This is a genomic window from Bradyrhizobium huanghuaihaiense (assembly GCF_007830635.1).
In the GTDB taxonomy this organism is placed as follows: Bacteria; Pseudomonadota; Alphaproteobacteria; order Rhizobiales; family Xanthobacteraceae; genus Bradyrhizobium; species Bradyrhizobium huanghuaihaiense.
The window spans coordinates 1-22,922 of the sequence record NZ_VLLA01000053.1; the positions used below are offsets into that span (position 1 = coordinate 1).

General features: G+C 60.1%; 22 protein-coding genes and 5 pseudogenes. 12 read left to right on the top strand and 15 right to left on the bottom strand.

What is annotated here, in order from left to right; all coding sequences use genetic code 11:
• Nucleotides 1–434: 434 nt before the first annotated feature.
• A pseudogene (gene istA / locus IQ16_RS42780) lies at nucleotides 435–2,037 on the top strand (IS21 family transposase).
• Nucleotides 1,934–2,797: an IS21-like element helper ATPase IstB gene (istB, locus tag IQ16_RS42785; RefSeq protein WP_011090918.1), complete on the top strand. Its 864-nt coding sequence runs from the start codon at nucleotides 1,934–1,936 to the stop codon at nucleotides 2,795–2,797. The pseudogene istA and the gene istB overlap by 104 nt, the downstream one beginning before the upstream one ends.
• Before the next feature lie 4 nt (nucleotides 2,798–2,801).
• Here istB and IQ16_RS42790 read toward each other — a convergent pair whose 3' ends face one another.
• Nucleotides 2,802–3,839, bottom strand: a complete 1,038-nt coding sequence (locus IQ16_RS42790) for a hypothetical protein (RefSeq protein WP_011090917.1) — start codon at nucleotides 3,837–3,839, stop codon at nucleotides 2,802–2,804.
• Entirely contained in the window at nucleotides 3,802–4,470 is a 669-nt protein-coding gene (locus tag IQ16_RS42795) for a nucleotide-binding protein (RefSeq protein ID WP_011090916.1), read from the bottom strand. Before IQ16_RS42795 ends, IQ16_RS42790 begins: the two co-directional genes overlap by 38 nt.
• Nucleotides 4,471–4,913: 443 nt before the next feature.
• Between IQ16_RS42795 and IQ16_RS42800 the strand changes: the two genes are divergently transcribed.
• Genes IQ16_RS42800 through IQ16_RS47435 form a run of 3 tightly spaced genes read left to right on the top strand, consistent with a single transcriptional unit; the run spans nucleotide 4,914 to nucleotide 7,007 of the window.
• Entirely contained in the window at nucleotides 4,914–5,750 is an 837-nt protein-coding gene (locus tag IQ16_RS42800) for an outer membrane protein (protein ID WP_011090915.1), read from the top strand.
• A gap of 55 nt (nucleotides 5,751–5,805) precedes the next feature.
• Entirely contained in the window at nucleotides 5,806–6,288 is a 483-nt protein-coding gene (locus tag IQ16_RS47430) for a reverse transcriptase domain-containing protein (protein WP_283812212.1), read from the top strand.
• Nucleotides 6,237–7,007, top strand: coding sequence for a reverse transcriptase domain-containing protein (locus IQ16_RS47435; RefSeq protein WP_283812213.1), 771 nt, complete (start codon nucleotides 6,237–6,239; stop codon nucleotides 7,005–7,007). Before IQ16_RS47430 ends, IQ16_RS47435 begins: the two co-directional genes overlap by 52 nt.
• Before the next feature lie 166 nt (nucleotides 7,008–7,173).
• Here IQ16_RS47435 and tnpC read toward each other — a convergent pair.
• From tnpC to IQ16_RS42835, 7 genes and pseudogenes are all read right to left on the bottom strand, one after another.
• Nucleotides 7,174–7,945 (bottom strand): annotated as a pseudogene (gene tnpC / locus IQ16_RS42810) (IS66 family transposase); the annotation flags it as partial.
• Nucleotides 7,946–8,048: 103 nt separating this feature from the next.
• Nucleotides 8,049–8,528 (bottom strand): annotated as a pseudogene (locus IQ16_RS42815) (tyrosine-type recombinase/integrase); the annotation flags it as partial.
• On the bottom strand, nucleotides 8,476–9,528 hold the full coding sequence (locus IQ16_RS42820; protein WP_347340206.1) for a tyrosine-type recombinase/integrase: 1,053 nt from the start codon (nucleotides 9,526–9,528) through the stop codon (nucleotides 8,476–8,478). The pseudogene IQ16_RS42815 and the gene IQ16_RS42820, both read right to left, overlap by 53 nt.
• Nucleotides 9,482–10,582: a hypothetical protein gene (locus IQ16_RS42825; protein ID WP_208751669.1), complete on the bottom strand. Its 1,101-nt coding sequence runs from the start codon at nucleotides 10,580–10,582 to the stop codon at nucleotides 9,482–9,484. Before IQ16_RS42825 ends, IQ16_RS42820 begins: the two co-directional genes overlap by 47 nt.
• A 43-nt stretch (nucleotides 10,583–10,625) precedes the next feature.
• A complete protein-coding gene (locus IQ16_RS42830; protein WP_014498610.1) occupies nucleotides 10,626–11,366 on the bottom strand; it encodes a nucleotidyl transferase AbiEii/AbiGii toxin family protein in 741 nt (246 codons plus the stop codon).
• A complete protein-coding gene (locus IQ16_RS47755; protein ID WP_014498609.1) occupies nucleotides 11,356–11,673 on the bottom strand; it encodes a nucleotidyl transferase AbiEii/AbiGii toxin family protein in 318 nt (105 codons plus the stop codon). Before IQ16_RS47755 ends, IQ16_RS42830 begins: the two co-directional genes overlap by 11 nt.
• Nucleotides 11,670–12,335, bottom strand: coding sequence for a DUF6088 family protein (locus tag IQ16_RS42835; RefSeq protein WP_014498608.1), 666 nt, complete (start codon nucleotides 12,333–12,335; stop codon nucleotides 11,670–11,672). Before IQ16_RS42835 ends, IQ16_RS47755 begins: the two co-directional genes overlap by 4 nt.
• Nucleotides 12,336–12,801: 466 nt before the next feature.
• Between IQ16_RS42835 and IQ16_RS42840 the strand changes: the two genes are divergently transcribed.
• From IQ16_RS42840 to IQ16_RS42860, 5 genes and pseudogenes are all read left to right on the top strand, one after another.
• Complete coding sequence (locus tag IQ16_RS42840; protein WP_014498607.1) at nucleotides 12,802–13,686, top strand: serine/threonine-protein kinase; 885 nt, start codon at nucleotides 12,802–12,804, stop codon at nucleotides 13,684–13,686.
• Between the two features lie 190 nt (nucleotides 13,687–13,876).
• On the top strand, nucleotides 13,877–14,098 hold the full coding sequence (locus IQ16_RS47765; protein ID WP_375791502.1) for a Mu transposase domain-containing protein: 222 nt from the start codon (nucleotides 13,877–13,879) through the stop codon (nucleotides 14,096–14,098).
• Nucleotides 14,099–14,359: 261 nt separating this feature from the next.
• Nucleotides 14,360–14,644 (top strand): helix-turn-helix domain-containing protein, encoded by a 285-nt coding sequence (locus tag IQ16_RS42850; protein ID WP_014498605.1) that lies wholly within the window; start codon nucleotides 14,360–14,362, stop codon nucleotides 14,642–14,644.
• Nucleotides 14,645–15,309: 665 nt separating this feature from the next.
• Nucleotides 15,310–16,204 (top strand): annotated as a pseudogene (locus tag IQ16_RS42855) (IS5 family transposase); the annotation flags it as partial.
• Nucleotides 16,205–16,277: 73 nt separating this feature from the next.
• Nucleotides 16,278–16,631 carry a hypothetical protein gene (locus IQ16_RS42860; protein ID WP_014498603.1) on the top strand — a complete coding sequence of 118 codons (354 nt, stop codon included), beginning with the start codon at nucleotides 16,278–16,280 and terminating at the stop codon, nucleotides 16,629–16,631.
• Between the two features lie 463 nt (nucleotides 16,632–17,094).
• Here IQ16_RS42860 and IQ16_RS46205 read toward each other — a convergent pair whose 3' ends face one another.
• The 6 genes from IQ16_RS46205 to IQ16_RS42890 all read right to left on the bottom strand — a co-directional run bounded on the left by IQ16_RS46205 (nucleotide 17,095) and on the right by IQ16_RS42890 (nucleotide 21,564).
• Nucleotides 17,095–17,520 carry a hypothetical protein gene (locus IQ16_RS46205; RefSeq protein ID WP_223153792.1) on the bottom strand — a complete coding sequence of 142 codons (426 nt, stop codon included), beginning with the start codon at nucleotides 17,518–17,520 and terminating at the stop codon, nucleotides 17,095–17,097.
• A 146-nt stretch (nucleotides 17,521–17,666) separates the two neighbouring features.
• Nucleotides 17,667–18,197: a VOC family protein gene (locus IQ16_RS42870; protein WP_026192141.1), complete on the bottom strand. Its 531-nt coding sequence runs from the start codon at nucleotides 18,195–18,197 to the stop codon at nucleotides 17,667–17,669.
• A gap of 105 nt (nucleotides 18,198–18,302) precedes the next feature.
• The gene (locus tag IQ16_RS42875; RefSeq protein WP_011090907.1) at nucleotides 18,303–19,151 is read right to left on the bottom strand and encodes an alpha/beta fold hydrolase; all 849 of its coding nucleotides are present in this window, start codon (nucleotides 19,149–19,151) and stop codon (nucleotides 18,303–18,305) included.
• Entirely contained in the window at nucleotides 19,148–20,026 is an 879-nt protein-coding gene (locus tag IQ16_RS42880) for an oxidoreductase (protein WP_011090906.1), read from the bottom strand. The genes IQ16_RS42875 and IQ16_RS42880 overlap by 4 nt, the downstream gene beginning before the upstream one ends.
• 104 nt (nucleotides 20,027–20,130) lie before the next feature.
• On the bottom strand, nucleotides 20,131–20,778 hold the full coding sequence (locus tag IQ16_RS42885; RefSeq protein WP_014498601.1) for a L,D-transpeptidase: 648 nt from the start codon (nucleotides 20,776–20,778) through the stop codon (nucleotides 20,131–20,133).
• A 159-nt stretch (nucleotides 20,779–20,937) separates the two neighbouring features.
• Nucleotides 20,938–21,564, bottom strand: a complete 627-nt coding sequence (locus tag IQ16_RS42890; RefSeq protein ID WP_223153791.1) for a TetR/AcrR family transcriptional regulator — start codon at nucleotides 21,562–21,564, stop codon at nucleotides 20,938–20,940.
• Nucleotides 21,565–21,810: 246 nt separating this feature from the next.
• Between IQ16_RS42890 and IQ16_RS42895 the strand changes: the two genes are divergently transcribed.
• Entirely contained in the window at nucleotides 21,811–22,395 is a 585-nt protein-coding gene (locus IQ16_RS42895) for a DUF308 domain-containing protein (protein ID WP_009734588.1), read from the top strand.
• 257 nt (nucleotides 22,396–22,652) lie between these two features.
• Nucleotides 22,653–22,922: pseudogene (locus IQ16_RS42905) on the top strand (IS110 family transposase); the annotation flags it as partial.

Sequence of the window (22,922 nt, forward strand, 5' to 3'; positions counted from 1 at the left end):
GAAGGAGCTTCAGCATTTTTCTACAAGAAGGGATTCCGGTTTGCGGACGAGGGCAAGAATGCGGAAATGCGGACTGTCATTTCCAATCCACGATACGTCTCAGATGAAATTCTTATGGGCGAGATGGAGCGCTAGCCCGTCTTATTCGTAAGAGTGCGCCTGAGGGCTGGCGAGCGTGGTGTAAAGCGCTGATGCGGCGTAGGATTCGGTTGCGAAGCCACCCCATCACCTTAAACCACGCCCGCCATGACCGATGATACGATTCTGCCATCCTCGTTTCCAGCCGTTCACGCCAAGAAAGTCACAGCTGCCTTCGATGGTGTCATTCGGCTTGCAATATTGACCCCCTAAGCCGGGGGATCGGCGTCCAAAATTGCCCCCCTACAGGTTGGTCTGTTGCGCTGCCTGCTTCGTAACAAAGCAGGTGGTGGAGGATGCTGGTCGTGGAGACGATTGCGCGGATTCGGCGCGAGCACTTCATCAAGGGCAAGACGATCAAGGAGATCGCCCGTGACCTGAAGGTGTCACGGAACACGGTTCGGAAGGTGCTGAGGTCGGGAGAGACCTCCTTCGAGTATGAGCGGCAAGTGCAGCCGCGGCCAAAGCTCGGACGATGGGCAGTCGAACTTGACGGGCTGCTTGCGGCGAACGCGGCTAAATCGGCTCGTGAGCAGCTGACATTGATCCGGATCTTCGAAGAGCTGCGCGGTCGCGGCTATGACGGCGGCTACGATGCGGTGCGACGTTACGCCAGGCGGTGGAGCAAGGAACGCGGGCAATCGACCGCGGCGGCCTATGTCCCGCTGAGTTTTGCGCCAGGCGAAGCCTACCAGTTCGACTGGAGCCATGAGGTGGTGCTGTTGAGCGGAACCACCGTGGTCGTGAAGGTTGCTCACGTCCGGCTCTGCCACAGCCGTATGCTATTTGCCCGGGCGTATCCGCGAGAGACGCAGGAGATGGTGTTCGACGCCCACGACCGAGCGTTCGCGCTGTTCAAGGGCACCTGCACCCGCGGCATCTACGACAACATGAAGACCGCCGTGGAGACGATCTTCGTCGGTAAAGGGCGTCTTTACAATCGCCGGTTTTTGCAGATGTGCAGCCACTATCTGGTCGATCCAGTCGCCTGCACGCCGGCGTCTGGCTGGGAGAAGGGGCAGGTTGAGAACCAGGTCGGGCTGGTCAGGGAACGCTTCTTCACGCCGCGTCTGCGGTTCAAAAACCTCGACGAGTTAAACGCCTGGCTGCTCGACAAATGCATCACCTACGCCAAGGCTCATCGCCATCCGGAACTGGTCGATCAGACGATCTGGGACGTGTTCGAAGTCGAACGCCCTAGGCTCGTTCCCTATGCAGGGCGATTTGACGGCTTCCATGCGGTGACGGCGTCGGTCTCGAAGACCTGCCTGGTGCGCTTCGACAACAACAAGTACTCGGTCGCAGCCAGTGCAGTCGGACGACCGGTCGAGGTTCAAGCCTATGCCGATCGCATCGTGATCCGCCAGGATGGACGTATCGTTGCCGAGCATCAGCGATCCTTTGGCCGCGGCGATACCGTCTACGACCCTTGGCATTATGTGCCGGTGCTCGCCCGCAACCCCGGCGCCTTACGCAACGGCGCTCCCTTCAAGGACTGGGTGCTGCCGGCCGCGATCGAGCGGATCCGGCGCAAGCTTGCCAGCATCGACGATGGCAATCGGCAGATGGTCGACATCCTCAACGCGGTGCTGACTGACGGTCTGCCTGCGGTGGAAGCGGCCTGTGCCGAAGCGCTCAGTCACAGCGTTCATTCCGCCGATGTGGTGCTCAACATCCTGGCCCGTCAACGTGAGCCAGCCCCGCCGGCCAACATCATGACGCCAGCCGCCCTGACGCTCCGTCATGCACCAATCGCCGATTGTGCCCGCTACGACAACCTTCGGAGGACCAACTGATGGAACGAACTCAAATCTTCGACCTCATGGGCGAGCTCAAGCTCTATGGCATGAAGGCTGCCTTCGACGAGATCATGGCAACTGCCGTCAAACGTCAGCATGAACCCCAGCGCATCGTTGGCGATCTACTCTCCGCCGAGATCAACGAGAAGCAAGCCAGATCTATCAAATACCAGCTCACCATTGCCAAGCTGCCGCTTGCCAAGGACATTGCCGACTTCCAGTTCGACGGCACGCCGATCAATCAGACGCTCGTCAATGATCTTGCTGGCGGCGGCTTCGTCGCCCAACAGCGCAACGTCGTGCTGGTCGGCGGCACCGGCACAGGCAAAACCCACCTGGCCATTGCCATCGCAAGAAGCTGCATCCGATCTGGTGCCCGCGGCCGCTTCTTCAACGTGGTCGACCTCGTCAACCGCCTCGAGACCGAGACCCGCAATGGACGGCAGGGACGGCTTGCCGAGCATCTGACCCGGATGGACTTCATCGTGCTGGACGAACTCGGCTATTTGCCCTTCGCCCAGTCCGGTGGCCAGCTTCTCTTCCACCTCGTCAGCCGGCTCTATGAGCGCGCCTCCGTCATCGTGACCACCAATCTCGCATTCGGCGAATGGCCCAGCGTGTTCGGCGACGCCAAAATGACCACAGCGTTGCTCGACCGATTGACCCATCACTGCGACATCGTCGAGACCGGCAACGATAGCTGGCGGTTCAAAAGCCGAGACGACGATCACGCCACCCGCGCTCGTCTCGCCTCCGCTATCCCGGCCAGCTCCGACGAGACGAGCGCTACCAGCAAACCCCGCCGCGGAAAGGGGTCAAAATTGGACGCCGATGAAGGGTCAAATTTGCAAGCCGATTGACACTTTACACTTCTGGATCTGAAATGCGGGTCAGCATCCTCACGTGCGGTCCCGCCCGTTTGAAGACCGGCTCCCAAAACGCATAGGCGTTCTCGACGAAACTCGCGGTTACGGAGAACTTCGTGAGCGCCGCCCGATATGCGGCCTGGCGCCCGCAGCCCTGTCCCTCGACAAGGTGCCAGATGAACTGAGCGACCTGGCGCGTGTACGTGCTCGGACGACCTCGGTGGTTGGGTACGATCTCAAGTCGCTTGGTCCCGGTGTCACGCGTCTCCGGTTCGGTGATATTGGCAAGCCAAATGAAGATTGATGGATCAATGCTCGCGGGATAGCCGTCGCGCTTGAGCTGCTGATTGATGATAGAGAACGCGCTGGCGGCTTCCCTGAAGCACTCGCTCAGGATGAAGTTCGCCTGGTTCTCCAGCTTGCCGCTCCGAAGATCGTCGAGCAATCTGACCGCCTCGTCGGTGAGCCGCCGCATATATCGCGGTTGCGACTGTCCCGCGCTGTCGGCTGGTTCCTTCTGCATGATTAATTCGGCCGCATCCGCGCGAAACCCCGTTGCGGCTTCTTTGAGAACGGTCAAAAAATTGCTTTCAAGTCCGGAAGCGACGACGGTTTTCGACGCCGCTTCGCCTCCCACCCGCGTCTCTACGAGGCCGTTTGCATGGTCCAAGGCAGCATTCAGGCTGGCTTTGATGTTTTCAGAAGCTCTGTCTTGAGAGTCTTCGGCAACCTTCACCATCATCTCGGTGGTAGTGTCGGAATCTAGGAGTTCGTCCTTGCGCGGCGCCGCCGCATTCCGAGATTCAAGCACCGCAACGGGACTCGGAGCCGTCGCTTGCCTTGCAAGAATTGTTTGATCAGACGTATTCGGGCCTGAGTGCTCCGATCGCAGATTGGAAGCAGCAATCCCGCGGGGCAGCACAAACAGGCCATCGTCAACGGCTCGGCTCGCCGCCGCGGTAAGCTCCACGAGCGAGCGTCGCGCGCAGCGCGTCTGCCTAGTACGCGGCTTTTTCGTTTCTTGCGTGTGGTTCATGATCTGACGACCCCTCGACAAGCTTCTTCAAGATCCAGCGCCACAGCTCACGAACTTCCTCCGAGGCTCTTCCCTCTTGTGCAAACTCCGTCACGCCTAATCCTGCCCCAAGCGCGTCCTGATGGTCATTGCGCTGTCCGACATAGGGAAGCGCGAGCACCCCGAGCGAATTGAGCGACGTCGCGGCTTCACTCACGCGGCAGCCCCGCGGTGGCGTCTGAGCGAGGACGAAAGCAAATCGGCGGTTGAGCCTACGAATAGCAATCAGCGTCGGTATCGCAGCTTCGATGTCGGCGGGACTCGGACGCACCGGGATCAGGCAAAGATCGGCCCTCGCGATGGCGCGCATGGCCAGTGCATTGTTCGTGGCGGCGGTATCGATAACCGTAAGCCAGATCCCCTCGGCTTCAAGGCTGACGAGCGCCCGTTCTATTTCGGCCGAATCAGCGACCCGAACGACCCGGGGATCGGGATGGCGGCGCCGCTCTTTCCATTTTGAAATCGTGCCTTGTGGATCCGCCTCGACAATTGCGACGCGCTCCCCGTTCCCCAACGCTGCGACTGCAATTCCGACCGCCAGCGTGCTCTTGCCGCTTCCGCCTTTTTGGGTGACCAGAGCAAGGACATACATCTTCTACGCGTCCCGGACGACAACGACATGAAACGCACGAGTCGTCGACATCGAGCCTACCCTTCCCGATGGTGGGTCGCATCAAGAGCGAACGTGGAAATCGCAGCCAAATCGAGGCCCAGCCATTAACGATATACCGCGCAATACGTCGGCCAAGGGCCGCGAGAATCACCACGACGTGGCTTTGTAAAATAGCCCATTATTCGGCCGTGTCACGGATCTTCGCGAAAGGATTGCTGAGCACCGTCGTACAAGCATGAAAGCAGAGCCTGCTCGCCTCTCTGGAATGGACACGGCAAGAAGCGGCTGTCGCAGTTGCAGCAAGATGCTGCCTCCTACCAGATTGGAGAGGTGATCTGCCTGCCAGCTCGAACTATCGAGCTAACCACAACTTGGGGACAAGCTACGCAATATTTTTCCGTGCTCAGCAGGAGGACTCTCGGATGAAGTGCAACAAGCAATTGTCGCTCGCGAGCATCATTGCGTTCGGGACGATCGCTTTTGGGAGCGGAAGTTTAGCTGCTGATTTGCCTGCGGCACCTGTCGTCAAAGCGCCGGCTCCCGTTTATCCTCTCTTCAGCTGGACTGGAGGTTACATCGGCGGCAGTGTAGGCTCGGGTTGGGGTACCAGCCAGACCGACCTCGCTGTGGGCAATACATTCATTGGCGCCCCCGTCAACCAGACCGTAAACCAGCTCATCGGCGGCACTGCCGATTTGAATGTGCCATTGCCGCAGGTGCAGCTGAACGGCTTCCTCGGCGGCGTACAAGCCGGTTACAATTTCCAGTCCGGTGTGATGGTCTACGGCGTGGAAAGCGATTTTTTATGGAGTGGTATCAAGGGGCGCACTGGCTGCTTTGTGGTCTTGAACTGCACGAACGACACCAAATGGATTGCCGATATCACCGGACGGGTCGGCGTCACGGTGGGCGACCGCGGCCTAGTCTACATCAAGGGCGGCGCAGCTTGGGCCGATTCCAGCATCGGCATCAACCAGTCCTTTGCCGTTACATCGAACTTGGGGGCTGGCTTTGCTGCTAACGGTGCTGCCGATGGCCGAGCGACCAAGAACATATTTGGCGGCACATTGGGTGCGGGCATCGAGTATGCCTTCCTGCCCGGCTGGTCAGCCAAAGTTGAGTATGACTACTTCGATTTCGGCAGGCAAGACGTAAAGCTGCCGGTTTCGGTAGTCGAGAACACGGCGATTGGTGATGAACCTAGTAACACCGAGAATATCCGTTCAGAAACTTCAGACCTCGCTGCAGGCGAAAGCTAAGGCTGAACCAGATTATCGATTCTACTCTCTTTGGGACAAAATCTGCAGACTGGATGTGCTGGAGGAAGCCTACAGGCGCTGCCGAGCAAACCGGGGGTCGCCGGGGGCGGATGGCATCACATTTGCTCAGATCGAAACCGAGGGACGCGAACGATGGCTGGAAAATGTCAGACAGGAGCTGACGGCGGGTGACTACCGACCGCAGCCCCTTCTGAGGGTATGGATACCGAAGAGCAATGGCGGACGCCGACCGCTCAGCATTCCAACCGTAAAAGACCGAACGGTCATGACGGCGGCGATGCTGGTGATCGGCGCCATCTTCGAAGCGGACCTGCTGGAGAACCAGTATGGCTTCCGCCCGAAGGTGGACGCCAAGATGGCAGTGCGCCGCGTGTTCTGGCACATCAGAGATCATCGGCGATCAGAGATCGTCGATGCGGACCTGAGGGATTACTTCACCTCGATTCCGCATGCACCACTGATGAAATGCCTCACACGCAGGATCGCCGATGGTCGGCTTCTTTCAAAGGCTGGCTGACAGTCGCGGTTATCGAGAAGGACGGCCGGCGGATCACAAGGACGGCGGAGGCTCGGACGAAGAAAAGAGGAACTCCACAAGGCTCACCTTTGAGCCCGTTGTTGGCGAATCTCTACTTTCGTCGGTTTCTGCTGGCTTGGCGCAAACACGGACACCAAGATCAACTCGATGCGCATATCGTGAATTACGCGGATGACTTCGTGATCTGCTGTCGCCCCGGTTCGTCCGAGACGGCAATGGCGCGGATGCAGACGCTAATGAACAGGCTCGGGTTGGAGGTGAACGATACCAAGACGCGACTCGCTCGGGTCCCAGAGGATAGCGTAACATTCCTCGGGTATACGATCGGACGCTTCTATGGAAAGGGAGGTCAAGCCTTTCTTGGCACAAGACCTTCCAAGAAAGCCGTTCGACGATTGCTCAGACAGGTCCACGACCGCACGACACGTCAGTGGTATCCGGACTCACCGGAGAACACAGTCGCTGTCATCAACCGCTTCCTACGCGGCTGGTGCGGCTACTTCGACCAAGGTCCAGTGGTGGAAACTTACAACCTCATTCGGCAATACGTCGACCGTCGTCTGCGTCATTGGTTGGTCCAGCGCACCGGGGCACGTGGCCGGGGCTTCAACCGTTACTCGCAGGAATACCTGCATGAAACGCTTGGCCTCTACCGCCTCCCAAGAGCGCGTGCCGACGTGCCGAGAGCGAAGGCTTGATGGGTTGAGAGAAAGCCGGATGCGGGAAATCCGCACGTCCGGTTTGACGAGCGGCGACTGGAAACGGAGCCATGGTCCGAAATGAGCCACCGGCACTCAGCGAAAGCTGCCGGCCAACGGCAACTCCTCGGAACCTGTAGCCACCGCGTCAGTCGTCGACTCTACCGAGCTCGATGCGACCATCGGTCAGAAATCGTTCGAAGATGGCACGGCGCGAGACGGCATAGCGGATCGCCTCAGCCAGTTTTGATTTGCCGAAGATCCGACGCAAGGTCTGCTGCCAGAGATCGAAGAGATCTGCGACGATCGCCGCGGAGGCTTGCTGGCGCGCGGCAACGCGAGTGTCGGGGCTTTGACCGCGCATCGTTTTCTCGACCTGCCAGAACTTCGCCATCCGCTCGACCGTCGCCGTTGCCACTTCTGAGCTCCCTGCAACATGCAGCTCGTAGAACTTGCGTCTGCAGTGTGACCAGCAGCCAGCCTGTGATGCAATCATTGCCGCGATCGGATCGCGCGAGCTTGTTATAGGCGGCGTAGCCATCCACCTGCAGGATTCCGCGATAACCATTGAGATGGCGGACCGCGCATTCACCGGAGCGGCTGTCTTCGAAGCGATAAGCCACCATCGGGGGACCGTTGCGGCCAAACGTTCGATCATCCCTGGCATAGGCCCATAAATAGGCCGTCTTTGTCGATCCGGAGCCCGGAGCGAGCGTCTGCAAAGTGGTTTCGTCGGCAAAGACCCGTTCGGCCTTCTTGACCTCGCTGAAGATGTAGTCGGCCATGATCTCGAGCTCGAAGCCGAGCTTGCCCATCCATTGCGCCATCAACTGGCGGTCGAGCTCGACCTTGTCGCGGGCGTAGATAGCCTCCTGCCGGTAGAGCGGCAGGCCATCGGCATATTTGGCGACGGCGATCTGGGCCAGAAGCGCTTCCGTCGCCTGAGACGCCCGCCTTCTCAAGTCCCCGGCGCATCATCTCGACATCCGCAGCGGCGTATCGGTGGGTCGTGGCGACCTGAGCATGGCCAAGCCAAGCCTGAATCGTCAGGAGGTCCACGCCTGACCGGAGAAGCTTCATGGCGAGGGAATGCCGGAAGATGTGCGGCGATATCGGCTTGCCCTCCAAGCTTGGCCTCGTGGACCCGGCCTGGGAGGCGGCACGCCGCACGATGTGTGTCGCGCCGAAACGCGTCAGGCGCTCGTTGTGGACCCCGACGAAGATTGGCCGCGGTTCATGATGGGCGAGGCCGCGTTCGCTCAATAGGTTGGTCAGCGATCGCACCAAATCCTGAGGAATGGGAACGACGCGATCTCGGCGTCCCTTGCCATGAAGCAGCACCTGCGGGCGTCCTCGCTCCAACTGAAGGTCGTTCGCGTTGACGCCGGTCGCTTCGGACACGCGAGCGCCGGTTCTCGCCAAGAAGAGCAGAAAGGCCCGGTCGCGCCGACCGCGGGACGTCGTCTGATCAGGGGCTGCGATGATAGCCTCCACCTCGGCGTTGGTGAGATGATGCGTCACCTCGATGTGGGCCCGTTTGGTGGGGATCCGACGAGCCGGTGAGGTAGTAGGCTGTGTCGCTATAGTTGGCGTGGCCGAGGTAGGTGGCGAGTAAGGGCAGCAGCGCTTGGACGTCCGCGCGCTCGTGGTGCCACAGCCTCAGCCTGGTCACCGCGAACCGGTGCCGGAGATCGTGCGGTCGCAGAGGCTTGCCATTGTCAAGGCCCGCGAGCTTGCGGGCCTTAGCGAAGTTGCTTTGCAAGCCGGTTGCCGACAGACGGCAGCCTCGCGAGCTGAGGAAGAACGCCTCGCCTTTGGGCCTGGGAAACACGGTGTCGCGCTCACGGGCGTATCGACGAAGTTTGGCTGCCTGGGTCGTTGGGTGAACAGGAATCAGGCGGTCTTTACGGAACTTGGTTTTACGGACGAGGATGCCCCCGTTGGTCAGATCGACGTCGCCGCGATCAAGCCTGACCACTTCGCCCGATCGTAACCCCGTGCTGGCCAACAATCCGATTAGCGTCGCCATCGTGCGGCCCCTGAGAGGGGTCCCTGGCGAAATGAAGCTGCATGCGTCGATAAGCGACGTCAGCTCAGCCTCACTTAGGGATGCGCGGCGGCGGAATCGCCCTGGACCACGGGAAAGCTCTGCGCTCCAAGACCTCGGTCTGGGGGTCGTAGACGACCAGGTACTCGTAGAATCGGCGGAGCACGCCGTGACGGACCGCGCGGCTGTCGGCGGCGCCACCGAACGACAGGACGAAGTCCAGCGCCATCGTCCGGGTGGCGGGCGCACCCAGCTGAGATCGCTCGACGTAGCGAACGAAAGCCCGCAGCGTGCCGGCTTCTGGAAGCGGCGACAACAGGTGAGAGGAGGCCTGACTACCTCAAGCAGATTGGTCGCGACGCTCTTTCCAGAGCTCCGATAGTGTGGCGTTAGGTTTACTGAGGCCTTCCGCCGCGGCCCTGTCTTCCTACAATCCATAGGACCGTTCGGCCCAGCGGAGAAGCACACGCGCATCCCGATCGGGTAAGACCACGCGCTGACTACGCAGGCCCTTGGCGATCGCTTGGCCAACCTCTGGCGCAACTCGATTACCATGGGTCATCAAGAAGAACCAACCAAATGGGACGCCGACCTCACGGTCGATGGCTTCGACGCGATCCATCAGGATATGAACCGAGGCGTCGCCAGCGATCAGCCTCTCTTCCGGCAGATGCCGCGGGCGCGGCACGAATCCGATCTCGCGTGTGCCTTTATCGTCGTAGTCGTAAATGTCGAGCGCCCAGTGCACATAGACCCGCTCGGCCGAAGCGCTTGATTCTTCCCAATCCTGGAAGAAGCGCGTCTCCCGCGGCACGAACTCGAACCAGTCCGGCACCAGTTCAAGAAACGGCGTCTCGGTCGTGCCCTCGCGTGTCGTTTCACGTACCACACGGCGTTCCATCTCTGGCCGCTGCGCCTCGCGCTTCTCGCGCTCGAGGCGGGCACACCGCGTCAGGAAGCTCCGGACATGGACGACGCTGCTGCCTGGGCGCCCAAGCATCCGATAGAGCGGACCAGCGATTACCTTGTCGTCGGACATATCTTCGTGCGTGATCCATGACGGATCGAGTAATTCGCCCTTGCCCCAAGGGCGATATGTCGGATTGACGATCGGCCCGGCACGCCATTCAACTTCCAGACCGAGACGGATTTGCACATAGTCCGCCGCGCCCGGTCCAGTTGGCGCGAAGGCATACACACTGTTGCCGTGCCATTCCGAGATCTGAAGGTCGCTCTCGCGCAGTCGCGTCCAGAGCGCGCCAATGTCGCCATTGTCCTTGGCAAGCTCCGCTTCCATCCACGGCCGGTATTCTGCGATCCGTGTCCCGTCGGCGGCGACCACCGAGCGCGTGTCGCGCCAATACTGCTCGTCAATGCCCGATGTCGAAAACGGAAATCCCGGAAACGCCTCTGTGAGCGCGGCCGCCAGCGCCGCTTCGTCAGATCCGGTCGGAAGACGTGCGAGAACCGCCTCGATCGAGGCGGGATCGGGCAATCGCATTGGGATGTTCTCTGGAGCGTCAGCCATGCCATGATCCTATCATCGGCGGTTGTCGAATTCTGCTCGTTTGCTAGCGCGTCCTATTCACCGCGCGTTCGATCTTTTCCATCGACGCGAGGATTTGCTCGAACCGAGGAGCCTCGCCGAAGATCATTGGCGTCATGTTCGTATAGTCACGCGCGAGCGCGTCGATCATTGCCGCAGTCGGCGCAAGCGCAAACGATCCGGTCACGGCCGAGACGAGATCGTAATCAGGCCGGTTGAAGAACATGAGAGCATGACGGACGCAGTCGGCCCCCAATTCGGCATCTTTGACCGCCGACCGGCCGATGTCGGAGGCGAAGAGGCAATACAGGTCGTAGAAGTGCCGCGAAATGCGCTGGCCTTCCTGGCGCAGCTCACCGCGGCGCTCGAACCAGCGGCGCAGCCCGTGAGCGATCACGATTTTGTCCCAGAACGTGCGCTCGGCGTCGATCGTCGTGACGTTCGGCACCGTCAATTCGAGGCCTGCCACGTCGTCGGCAATGTAAGGACGGATATTCGCCAGGTGGTTCGGGTCAAGCGCCGACTTCGCTCCGGACTCGATCCGGACTGCCGGCCGCACATAGGCCTCGTCGCGCGGTTCAACCTCGGGATACCAGACGAGAAGCGTCTGCCCGTCGGCATCCGACGCGTCGATCTCGAGGCGTCCGCGTCCACTCGTCGCTTCGGCGAGATGTTCGGTCAGGAAGGCGTATAGCGGACCGCTAATATAGCTGCGGCAAGCGTCCCGGATCGCATCCAATCGAGCGCGGCGTTTCTTATTCGACAAGATCGATCTCGAGTTCTTCGACTGAAGCAGACTCGTCGAGATCGTTGCGAAACACCGTTATATCGATGTCTTCGGAAAATCTTTCGATCAGCCCGTATGCCTTCGACAGCGACGTCCCGCCCTTGAAGAGAAGGCGCGGACCTCCTGCGGGCCGTTCGTGATAGAGAGCATTGAGGGTCCAGCAGACCCAAAAATCCTTCTCGACGTTTCCGATCGGCGCACCGAGCCGGTTCGCCGTCGTCAGGAAAAGATCAAGCTTCTCGCCGGGTGCGGCGGAGATGACCTCCTTGTAGGCTGCGCTACTCACGCGTGATCCTCCGCCGCGTCGTCAGGTTCGAGCAAGGGCCTGAGAAAGTCCTGCATCCAGATCGGCATAGCTGAAAGACCTGCACGGAGATCGTCGCGAATCTCCTTTCCATGCTGCGGGTTTGCGAACAGCTTGCTGAGGACGTTCTCTACCGCTTGTCGATCGTCCTTCCCCGCCATCATATCCTGCATCCAATAGAGCGCCTGAACGACGCGCATGCCCGGACGTCCGGCCCAATAAAGACGGCTAGGTGCCGCCGACTTGAAATTGATGACCTGCTTTCCAAGTTTGATCGGCTTCAGGCGAGCGTCGACCAGGACCTCGATGCGCGCCGGCACGGCCGTGGTGAGGCCGAGATCATTCGCGGCAGTCATCCCGTCGACCACGACGCGGGCCTGGTCGCGGCGCGCCACAGCCCTGATGACCGCGCGATAGTCGGGGACCATCGGCTTGCCTGTGAGGTTGCTCTTTCGCGGCCGGTCGTAGAGCCCGCGGTCGATGCGGCGCAACTCGCCAGCCGCAACGAGACGCTGCAACGTCTTGTCGACGGCCGCGCGACTGCCGAGATCAGCGAAATCACCGGGTGTCCATACCTCTGTCGGCGTTGCGTCGATGCGGGCAATGAGCCGCGGGCGGAGGTCTGTGGTCGGTTGATCAAGCATGTCCGAAATATGATGCAAATTTCGGTCGTCGGCAAGATTTGTCCGTCCGAACTATGCAGCATTTTTCGGACGTTCCGTTCCCCAAAGAAGCTCATCCAAGGCGACGAAGAATCAGGCAGTATAGCTATAAGTGGTTGATATAAAAAGTTAATTTGCGGTATTTCTGGCTTAATCTGAACCGGTGCCGGGTGGCTGCCTGCGGCGGCCCCGGCAAGGCGGGTAGCTACCAGAGCGGGTGCGGACGCGGAAGGGCTCGCAGGGGATATTTCAGACATACTGCTGCGACCGGCGGATGCCGGTGACAATTCTTGTTAAATTCAGCTCGCCGAATCAGGCTATCCCGCTGCTCGGGACGTTGCCGACGCAAATTTCGATACCATCGTTAGTTGGCTGCGAATACTGAAAATCATTGCATGTGCAAACGCCCGCCGCGCCAAAGCAGATGCTCCATTTGAGCTCATAGTTGATGCCGAGCACATTGAAAAAACTGCGGCCGTTGACGGATCAGTTCGACCTTGGGGACCAATACCTCTCGGCCCCCGGTGGTGAGCCGCTCAAATCGGCGATCATTTCGGCCCACGACAAGCGCGACGACCAGCCAGTCGTGCTCAAATACTGGCAAAAGACCGGCTCAGCGGTCGACGATGATCTTCGTGAAATTTGGCAGCATGAAATGCGCCAGGCACAGCGTGTGCTCGCCTATCCAGGCGCCGACAAGGTCATCGTCGAACTGCTGCGGTACGGCGAGGCGTCGGATGCCTTCTTTCTGGCCATGCCGCGAGATCTCGCGCCACTCGATACCATGGTCAAGCATGCGCGCCCCGATCACTGGCTGAACAATCTTGATGTCCCGCGCTCGCGCATCGTTCTCTGGCGCAACGCCGAGCGTCTGGCGAAGGCGCTTGAAGCCGTCCACAACCAGGGACTGGTCTATGGCCGTCTCGACAGTTCTTCGGTCTTCACGGCGTCTGCCACAGCGCCCGACTTCCGGCTTGGCAGCTTTGAGTGGTGCGTCCGATTGTCGGAGGCGGACAAAGCGCCGCTCGTCGTCTTTGCGAAATCCGCAGGTGCACCGATTATCATGTCGTTCCTCGACGATTGGCGTGCGCTCGGCCTGTTGCTCGCCGGTCTCCTGAAGCTCGATGCCTCGAGCCTCAGCCGTGGGCTCTCAGCCGTGGAGAACGAATCTGATGCGGCAGGTGAGCGGCTGGCCGTCCTCGAGGCCGGTGAGCGAGACACGCTCAGATGGTTGATCGAGCCTGCGCGCCATCGGGCGGTCGACGCCGAGATTGTTTGCAGACGTATCGGGCGCGCACGAAGGGCGAGACGGAGAATGGCGTCGGCTACGTGAAGAAGAACGCGATCGCCGGTCATTCCTTCCCAAGTTGGGAAGCATTCGAGGCGCATCTCGACAGATGGGAGCGTGATGTTGCGAACGTTCGCATCCAGGGCGCGACCGGCGAGGCGCCCCGATCATCCGCTTTGCGCGTGATGAGATACATCGGTTGAAACCGCTCGGCGGACAGCCGTCGTTCGGACCCTTGCGTGAACTGACCCACGTCGTCGGCAATGATTGCGCCGTCGAGATCGACGCGAACAGCTACTCCGTGCCATGGCGCCTTATTGGCGAGCGCATGGCGGTGACGATCGTGGCCGGGGAAGTGCGGATCCGCCATGGATTGCACCAGGTTGCCGTCCACACTGCAATCGGATGGGCGCCGGCTGCGGGTCGTCGACTCCGCTCATCTCGATGGAGTTGTTAGTCGCAATGGCGCGGTCCGCCCGGCTGAGATCGCGGCGGAGCTGGCGGCGTCCCCACCGCCGTCGTTGTTACGCATGCGCGGCGGCGATCAGGGTGAGACTCTCATCCTGATTGTCGCGCTATATACGCACTCTTGCCGAATACGAAGCCGTGGTCGGAGGAAGCTTAGGCGAGTGTGCGCTGCAGGCGGCTTTCGCGAAGAAATTAATAGCGGGACTATAGCCAGTGGTTTGAAGCCCCGGCTTCATGACATGTTTTACGCATGAAAACTCGTGCGATTGTGGCCTGGAATGTGCGTCGAATCCGCGTAGAGCGAGGTATTTCGCAAGAGAAATTGGCTTACGAAGCGGGGGTTGACCGCTCGTATATGGGGGCTCTTGAGCGGCAATCGAAGAACCCGACAATTGATCTTCTCGAACGCATCGCCGAGACGCTGGACGTTCATTTGTCCGAGTTGTTTATTCGGCCGTCTAAAAGTGCGACGACTCCCAAGACCCTGCCTGGAGGTCGCAAGCCGGCGCGTCCACGTCGCAGGAAGAAGAAATAGTGTAAGCGGCAAGCTGAGGCTGTCGGGCGGCGTCGTTCCATGCGAAGTGACCTCAAGGGACATTCGGCCTTCGACAAAGTCATGCTAGCAATGGACCAAGCGTTTATAGAAGTTCGTGGCTTGTAAGTAGCGTACTGGCTAATCTTCGTTACGGATATATTCCTAATCTCGGCTTAGTCGCGCGACCGAAACCTTCGACGACGAGGACGCTAAAAAGAATGATTTGGCTGACGGATGAGCAACGGGAACGCATCCGCAATCACTTTCTGGAGGAGCGCGCTATCGATAGACGACCGGTCGCAAGCCTACTGCGACGCGCCGGATTCTGGAAGCGGTTCTGCGGAGATCGGCGACCAGGCCCAGGACAGCGATGTGCTTAGCGGCCGTCACGACGACGGGGTACGATAACGTGAATGCTTTGCAAAATGGCGGTTCAGCCCTTCCGCAGGATAATCGCTGAAAGCAACCGCATCATCGGCGTGAACATGAAGTAGGCAGTCGTCCGTTAAGAGCGACCAAGCGACTGATGTGGAATCGTAATCTGACAGACCGGCTTTTTTGCGATTGCAGGGTTTTGATGCTTCAGGGATCGGAACCTTCCAATTTCATTTTCAAGATTCCGTCGAATCGCCAGTCATGATTCCGTGGTCGCATCGGAGGGGGTGATGCGGCCGAAGAAGCAGAAGGCGACGGGATCGGGCGATCTGTTCCGGGCCAGGCTGGACCAGATCATCAATATGAAGCACGAGCTGGTTCTGCTCGCCGGCAAGGTCGATTGGGACTGGATCGACGGCGAGATCGCGCCGCTCTACAGCGAGAACGGCCGGCCAGGCATCGCGACCCGCTTCGTGATTGGGCTGCTGCTGCTCAAGCAGATTTACGGCCTGTCCGACGAAGGGGTGTGCGAGCGCTGGGTCCACGACCCGTATTTCCAGTACTTCACCGGCGAAGAGTTCTTCCAGCATTCATTTCCGCACGAGCGCTCGGACCTGAGCCACTGGCGCAAGCGGCTCGGCGACAAGCTGGAGCTGCTGTTGGCCGAGAGCCTGCGGGTGGCGCACGAAGCCGGCGCGTTACGCAGCCAGGACCTCAAGCGTGTCACGGTCGATACCACCGTGCAGCCGAAGGCGATCACCTTTCCGACCGATGCTAAGCTGCTGCACGCGGCCATCAAGGGGCTCAACCGCATGGCGAGGAAGCACGGGGTCAAGCTGCGGCAGTCCTATCTTCGCGTCGCCAAGACCGCGGCAATGATGGCGGGACGCTACGCCCATGCCAAGCAATTCAGGCGGCATCAGCGGCAGTTGCGCATCCTGCACAGCCGGCTGGGCCGGATCATCCGTACGCATACGACGAGATCCCCGTCGGAGGCGTACGATCATCCGCGATATCGGCCGCAAGATCGAAGGTCGAGCTGTGCTCGAGAACGCCTTCGTCCTCCCGCTCAGCCGCGCTTCGCAGATCCGCTCGCAACAGCAGCGTCAGCGTGGCTGGAAGCATTATTCTTTCCACGCCCCGGAGGTGGAGTGCATCGGCAAGGGCAAGGCAGCCGCGCCTTACAACTCCAGTGAAGAACAGCGCCATTGGCGCACAGTCGCGGCCATTGTCATGAAATCTCAAGGCCGCGTTCTCGATGTGGAAGCTCAGATCCGACGAAGAGCTGAGGGCGCTAAAGTCCGACTTGGCGGACGGCAAGGGAATGACGTTGTTCACTAGGCTCTCGCTTTCGAACGACATCGAGAAGGGAGTGCCGAACAGCCCGGCGAAGAGAACGAGTAGATTCTCAGACAAGTACGACGCCTTTGGGATATGCTTTAGCTTCGCGCCATTGGACGGAGGGCGGTCGATGTTCGCATCGACCGGCAGATTCGTAATCTCGATAGCCGCGGGGCGAGCTGACGGAGGAACCTGCTCCGAGAGAAACGGCAGGATATCGGTCAACGCAACGGCGATCTTCGACCGCACTGCGGAGATCTGCGCAAGATAAGATCCGTAGGCGGTGGCAGGATATTTGATGGGAGCTAGTTCCTTCTGCAAAAATGCTTTTGCTGCATCGGGAAGCACGAAGGAATGTATCTGGGTTTTGTTCATGTCCGGATTCTTCCTATGTATTTGCGATGTCGCTTTCTGGCCACCGCACTACGAGATCCGCTTCGACTGTCCGCCGATCGCCCTCTCGTGCCCAAAGACAACCATGGGCGCCGCAAGAACGTAAAACGATCATTTGTAAACTAGGGTGCGTACTCATAAACTCTGCCGCTGAGAGTAGGCGCACCTATGTCCGCTTGTCCCCCAACAACGGCGCGAAAGCGGACATTGTCGGACTTCCGAGATGGGTCGACGCTTGGCCGCGACCGGCGTCAATGTCAGGAATTTCGTCCACTGGTAAGGCGTATGATCCTGCCAGTCGGAATTGACGAGTTAACGGGATGCATCGCGACATCCGCCCGTCAGAGCGGGGCTCCGATCATTCGGGTAACGTTGGCGTCAGTAAATCGGGGGACATCGTCCATAATTGCGTCGGTGTCGGCGGATGCAAGCGCAGCGTGAAGCGAAGCCTCATCGCGAAACCGATAAAACCCGACGGAAACATCTACCGAATTGACGTCTCGAGGGAAGAAGGCGGCGGCGCTTTCGAGGCCATGCTTCTGCCAGCATGCGAGCGCCAACGGTAGATGCACGTCGACATAATAGTCGCGATCGAAGTATGTGCCGCCGCTGCAGGTCACGACCATTGTTGCATTTGCCATCAGACGACTTTCTACAGAACCTTCGCATTCAGCGCGCGTCCGCTGTTTATGATTGCGATCGATATGTATGTCGGCCGCCGGACGGCCCTTGCCCGGTTTACGCGAACCGTGTGAATCGTCCGGCATCGCGCTGCCCCGCCGATTCGGGCACATATCGAGGATGAGACGGCGGCTTGGACTCTGTTTCGAAAAGACGCGCGGAGGACCGAGCGCCCAGCCGGTGCCGTGCAACCTGCATGTCGACGGCGCGAGCCGGCGCCGTCCCGCTCATCTCAATCCTCGTCTTGCCACCTCCGCAAGGCCGTCTGGTCGTGGTAAGGCATGCGATCTGGCGTGGTGATGAATTCCATCGTGGTGCCCCATGGCATTCGGCAGTAACAGACCTTGTTTCCAAGACCTTTCTCGGTTGCGTAAGGAATCGCGCGCGGCGCGGTGAGGCGTGTGCCTCCGGCCTTTTCGAAGCGCGTGACCGAGGCGTCGATGTCGTCGGTGTAGACACCGAAATGCGTGATGCCGAAGTCGCTCGCTCGGATCGGCTGGGCTTGTTGGGGGCCGTGCATTTCGAACAGCTCGATGTCGGGTCCGGTGCCGATCTTGACCATCGCCTGTCCACGCACGACCGTTCCCGGGAACGCTCCGACGGCCCGCTCGAATTCGGGGCCTTGCCGCGGCGGATCCTGCGGCCCGAAGGACTGATAGATCACCTGGCCGCCGAAAGCTTGCACCAGGAACGATTTCGCGGCTTCTATGTCGGGCACCGTGATGCCGATATGGTTGACGCCGCGGATGATAGGTGTGGTCATGACGGGTTGTCCTTTCTGATTGAATTGATCGATCGTGATGAGTGCGGGGCTCTGTTGCCGCAGTGTCGCGATTTCTCCGGCCCACAACGACACGGGCGCCGAGTTTCAATGGGCTCCGATGAACTCGATCAGAGCGGCTGCGACTGCATCCGGCCGCTCGTCCGCGACATAGTGGCTACAGCGGGCGATCGAGCCGCCCGTTACGTTGCTGGCGAATTCCTCGACCATCGGCACCATATGCGGACCAAAGCGATGATCCCCGCCGAGAGCCAGCACCGGGATCTCGAGCGGTTGCTTCTTGTACTCAAGCGCCGCTGCGTGGTCGGCGGCGAGGGTGCGATACCATTCCATGCCGCCGCGGGTGCGGCCGGGGAGCGCCATTGCTTTGGCGTAGATCTCGACATCCGCCGGATCGAAGCTGCTGTGATCGTAGAACCGCTCGGCCATGAAGCTCGAAACATAGTCGTATTCACGGCCATGGATCAGGCGCTCGGGGAGATCCCGGCTCATGTGGAAACCAAAGTGCCAGAGCGTTGCGATCGTCGCCTCCCATCCGCTCCAGCCGGGAAGCGGAACGTCCAGAACGGCCAGGTGGGTTACGGCCTCTCGATAGACAGCAGCCAGCGGCAAGGCCACCATTCCGCCGATATCATGGCCGCACACTGCGTAGCGTTGATGGCCAAGGGCAGCCATCACTTCGTGCGCGTCGCGCGCCATTGTCGCCTTGTCGTAGCCGCCGAGCGGACAGTCGGAAAAGCCGGCGCCGCGCAGATCGATCGCGACCACGCTGAAATGCGCGGCCAGTTGCGGCATCACATGGTGCCATTCCCACCATGTTTCCGGCCAGCCATGCAGCAGAAGAATCGACGGGCCTGAGCCGCCCGTGACGGCGTTGATCTTGATGCCGTTCACCGGCACCAGCTGTTGGGCAAAACCCTTCAGAGTCGCGATCATGGTCGCTGTCCCGTCGATGTTGACGTTCGATCGGAGCTCGCGACCCGCGTTCCGGGCGGGTCGAAATCGGTAGCGATCGTGATGTCGTGCCAGGCGTCGATATCGCTGCGGAAGGCAGCCAGCTTTCGCTCGGCGGCAGCATGCGCGACCGGGCCGAGCGGCAGGTGAAGCGGGGCGTCGTCGTCGTCGACGGCGCGCAGGATCACTGCGATCGCCTTGTCGGGGTCGCCCGCCTGATTGCCGTTATTGGTTTCGCGATAGTGCCTGCGCGAGGTCCCGGCATATTCCGGCATCTCGTTGGCGGCGACTGTGATCGAACGGCCGAGGAAATCGGTGCGAAACGGCCCAGGCTCCACGATCAGCACTCGGATGCCGAACGGCTTCAACTCGCTGGCGAGCGCTTCGGAAATCCCTTCCACGGCGAACTTGGCGGCGTTGTAGTAACCGCCGCCTCCGCCGCCCGAGATGCCGGCGACGGACGACATATTGACGATCGCTCCGCCCGAGCGCCGCATGACGGGCAGGGCGGCTCTGGTGGCTTCGATCAAACCGAAGAGGTTTACCTCGAACATCGGCCGGTATTCGTCAGACGTCCCCTCCTCAATCGCGCCATGCAGTCCGTATCCGGCATTGTTGACGAGCACGTCGAACCCGCCGAAGGTCTCGACCGCTTTTGCGACCGCGGCCTTGGCTGCCGCCGCATCGGTCACGTCCAGTGGCACGGTGATCATGCGGCCGTCGAAAGGCTCGGCCATATCCTCGATCGTCTTGACACTGCGGGCCGTCGCGACGACCTGATCGCCGCGCTCCGCCGCCGCGAGCGCGAGCCGCTGGCCGAAGCCGCTTGAGCAGCCTGTGATGAGCCAAGTCTTCATGCTTTCTTCTCCGAGTTGTTATCAGACGATGCAAATCGTTCGCCGCTATTGCGACCCGTGATATCGGCCAAGGCCGACCGACTCTCTGCGATCAGAGGCCATGCTCAAGAACTCACCGCTCGGCCGCCCTGGATGACGACGACGCGGCTGCCGATCTTGACCCGGCTATAGAGATCGATGATGTCTTGGTTGATGAGTCGAATGCATCCGCTCGAAACGGCGCGACCGATCGTCTCCGGCTCGGTCGTCCCATGAATGCGGAACATCGTGTCCCGTTCGCCCTGAAAGAGGTACAGCGCGCGTGGTCCAAGGGGATTGCCAAGCCCGCCGGCCATTCCGCTGGCGAGATGGCCATAGCGCGCAGGCTCCCGATTCATCATGTTCTTGGTCGGAGTCCAATGCGGCCATTCCGCCTTTCGCCTAATGGTCGCGGTGCCTGCGAAAGCGAGACCATCCTTGCCAACGCCAATGCCGTAGCGCATGGCCTTTCCGTCGCCCTCGACAAGATAGAGCTGATGAGCAGCCGTATCGATGACAATCGTCCCGACAGGCTCATTCGTCGTATAGTCCACGCGCTGGCGCAACATCGCCGGATCGACGCCGGATATGTCGACGGCTGGTAAGGTGTAAACTCCGTCGACGAGTTGCGCGTACTCACTCGGCGTGCTGATGATATCGGCCTCGACGAGGCCGCTGCGACTGGCACAACCCGAGAGAACGATCGCCATTGCACCGAATACCGAGAACCGCATAGAGCGCCTGGCATCTGAGTTCCTCATATCGAACCGTAACCTTCGCCGCAGTCCAATCGGTGACTCTGTTGCTGATATCCGAACATTGAAGCTCCCAGGAAAGCCAAGCGTGCCATCGGCACAACTGCAATAGGAACCAATTGGTTCCTAATTTTGCTTTTAAAAAAGCATCTCCATCAGGAGATCGGCATCTTTCAGCATCTCGTCGCGGCGTGATCCAACTTTACCAAGCACCCGCATGCCTTGTGCATGTGAGACGATAAAGTGCGCGATGACTTCAGGATCGGACCTATTGGCGATTTCGCCGGCGGCCTGTCCTTTCGCGATCGTTGCAGCGAACAGGGCTTGAAGCCTGGAGAAAAGACGCTTGATCACCTCTGCGATGTCGGGATCTCCCGGCAACATCTCGGCAGCCGTCAACACACCGAAACAACCGCGCACCCCTTTTTTCCCAGACGACAAATCCGCATACCGCACCAACGCGTTGCGGATTGCCGCCTTCGGCGAGGGGGCTGATCGCAGAACCTCCTGGACGTTTCGTACGCCATCGTCGGTGTAGAACTCGAGGGCGCGCAGGAAGACAGATTTCTTGTCACCGAAAGCCTTGTAGAAGCTGCCCTTCGAAAGCTGCATTCCGGCAAGCAGATCAGGCAACGATGCGTCGTGAAACCCACGATCCCAAAAGATTTGCATCGCTCGCCTCACCGCCTCGTCGAGATCGAATTCACGGGGGCGTCCCACAGGAAGTTTGGTATTGATGGTCATCATACGGGCAATATAAACCAAACGGTTCCTAATTGCAATAGTCGATTTATATGCAGGCCTGCGTTGCTCAGGCTGTGAGGACCGTCCAAAATTTTCGTTCGGCCTCAGTAACGGCTCCCGGCATCGCCTCGTAGTTGGTTACATCCTGTCCGACGCCGCCTCGCAAAGGAGGCGAAACGACAATCATGATGCTTCCCCTCTGCTACGCCGTGGCGTGAAAACATAATGACCAGGCGGACGGGTAACTGCCATCCAGGAAGAGACCACATGACGCTCAGCACTACACGTCCTTCTCCGAAAGCCAATGCCTGGCTCAAGCGCTACTATTTCATTCGCTCTGCCGTCGCGGCTCTATGGGCGGTTGCGGCCTTGACGATCGCCAGAGACCGTTCCCATCTCGCGGCCATCCTGCTGGTTGCCTATCCCTTGTGGGATGCCCTCGCCAACTATCTCGACGCGCAACGCAGCAGTGGGCTTGCTTCGAGCAAGAGCCAGATGGTCAATGTCATCATTAGCATTATTACTGCAATAGCGGTCACCATCGCGCTGACGCGGAGCATGAATGCCGTGCTTTTGATCTTCGGGGCATGGGCGGTCGTCGCGGGGCTTCTTCAGCTTGCGACCGGCGTGGGCCGCTGGGGATCGGCCGGCGCACAATGGGCGATGATCCTCAGCGGCGCACAGTCGGCGCTGGCGGGGTGCTTCTTCGTCTACCGGGCGGGGGTTGTTACCAATGTCGGGATTAGTGACGTTGCCGGCTACGCCGCGTTCGGTGCCTTCTACTTTATGGTTTCGGCCGTTTGGCTATGGAGCACCGGCTTGCGTCGCTCTTCTGTGCAAACCACTGCGTAGCACACGTTTGACGGACCTTCATCATGAAGGACCGGCAGCTGTCTTCGATACCGCCGGTTAGCCGATTGATGGTCCCCGCATCAGCCGTCAGGACGGCCCAGCCATCGCGCTGGCGCCGTCCTATCGAGAAAGATCACCACGTTGGCTACTTCGCGGGGCTCGGCGCAACGCCTCAGATCTGCTAATGGGATGGTCCGGCCGTGCTCCTGCCCCGCCAGCGATAAGCTGGCCAGGGGCGCCAAGACAAGGAGCACGCCATGTCCCAGACACCCAGTACTGCGATCGCCGTGATCGGCATCGATATCGGCAAAAACTCGTTCCACGTCGTGGGCCACGATACGCGCGGCGCCATCGTGCTGCGGCAAAAGTGGTCGCGTGGCCAGGTGGAGGCGCGGCTCGCCAATATGCAGCCTTGCCTGATCGGCATGGAAGCCTGCGTCGGCGCACATCATTTGAGCCGCAAACTCGCATCGCTAGGTCACGATGCCAGGTTGATGCCGGCCAAATATGTCCGCCCTTATAGCAAA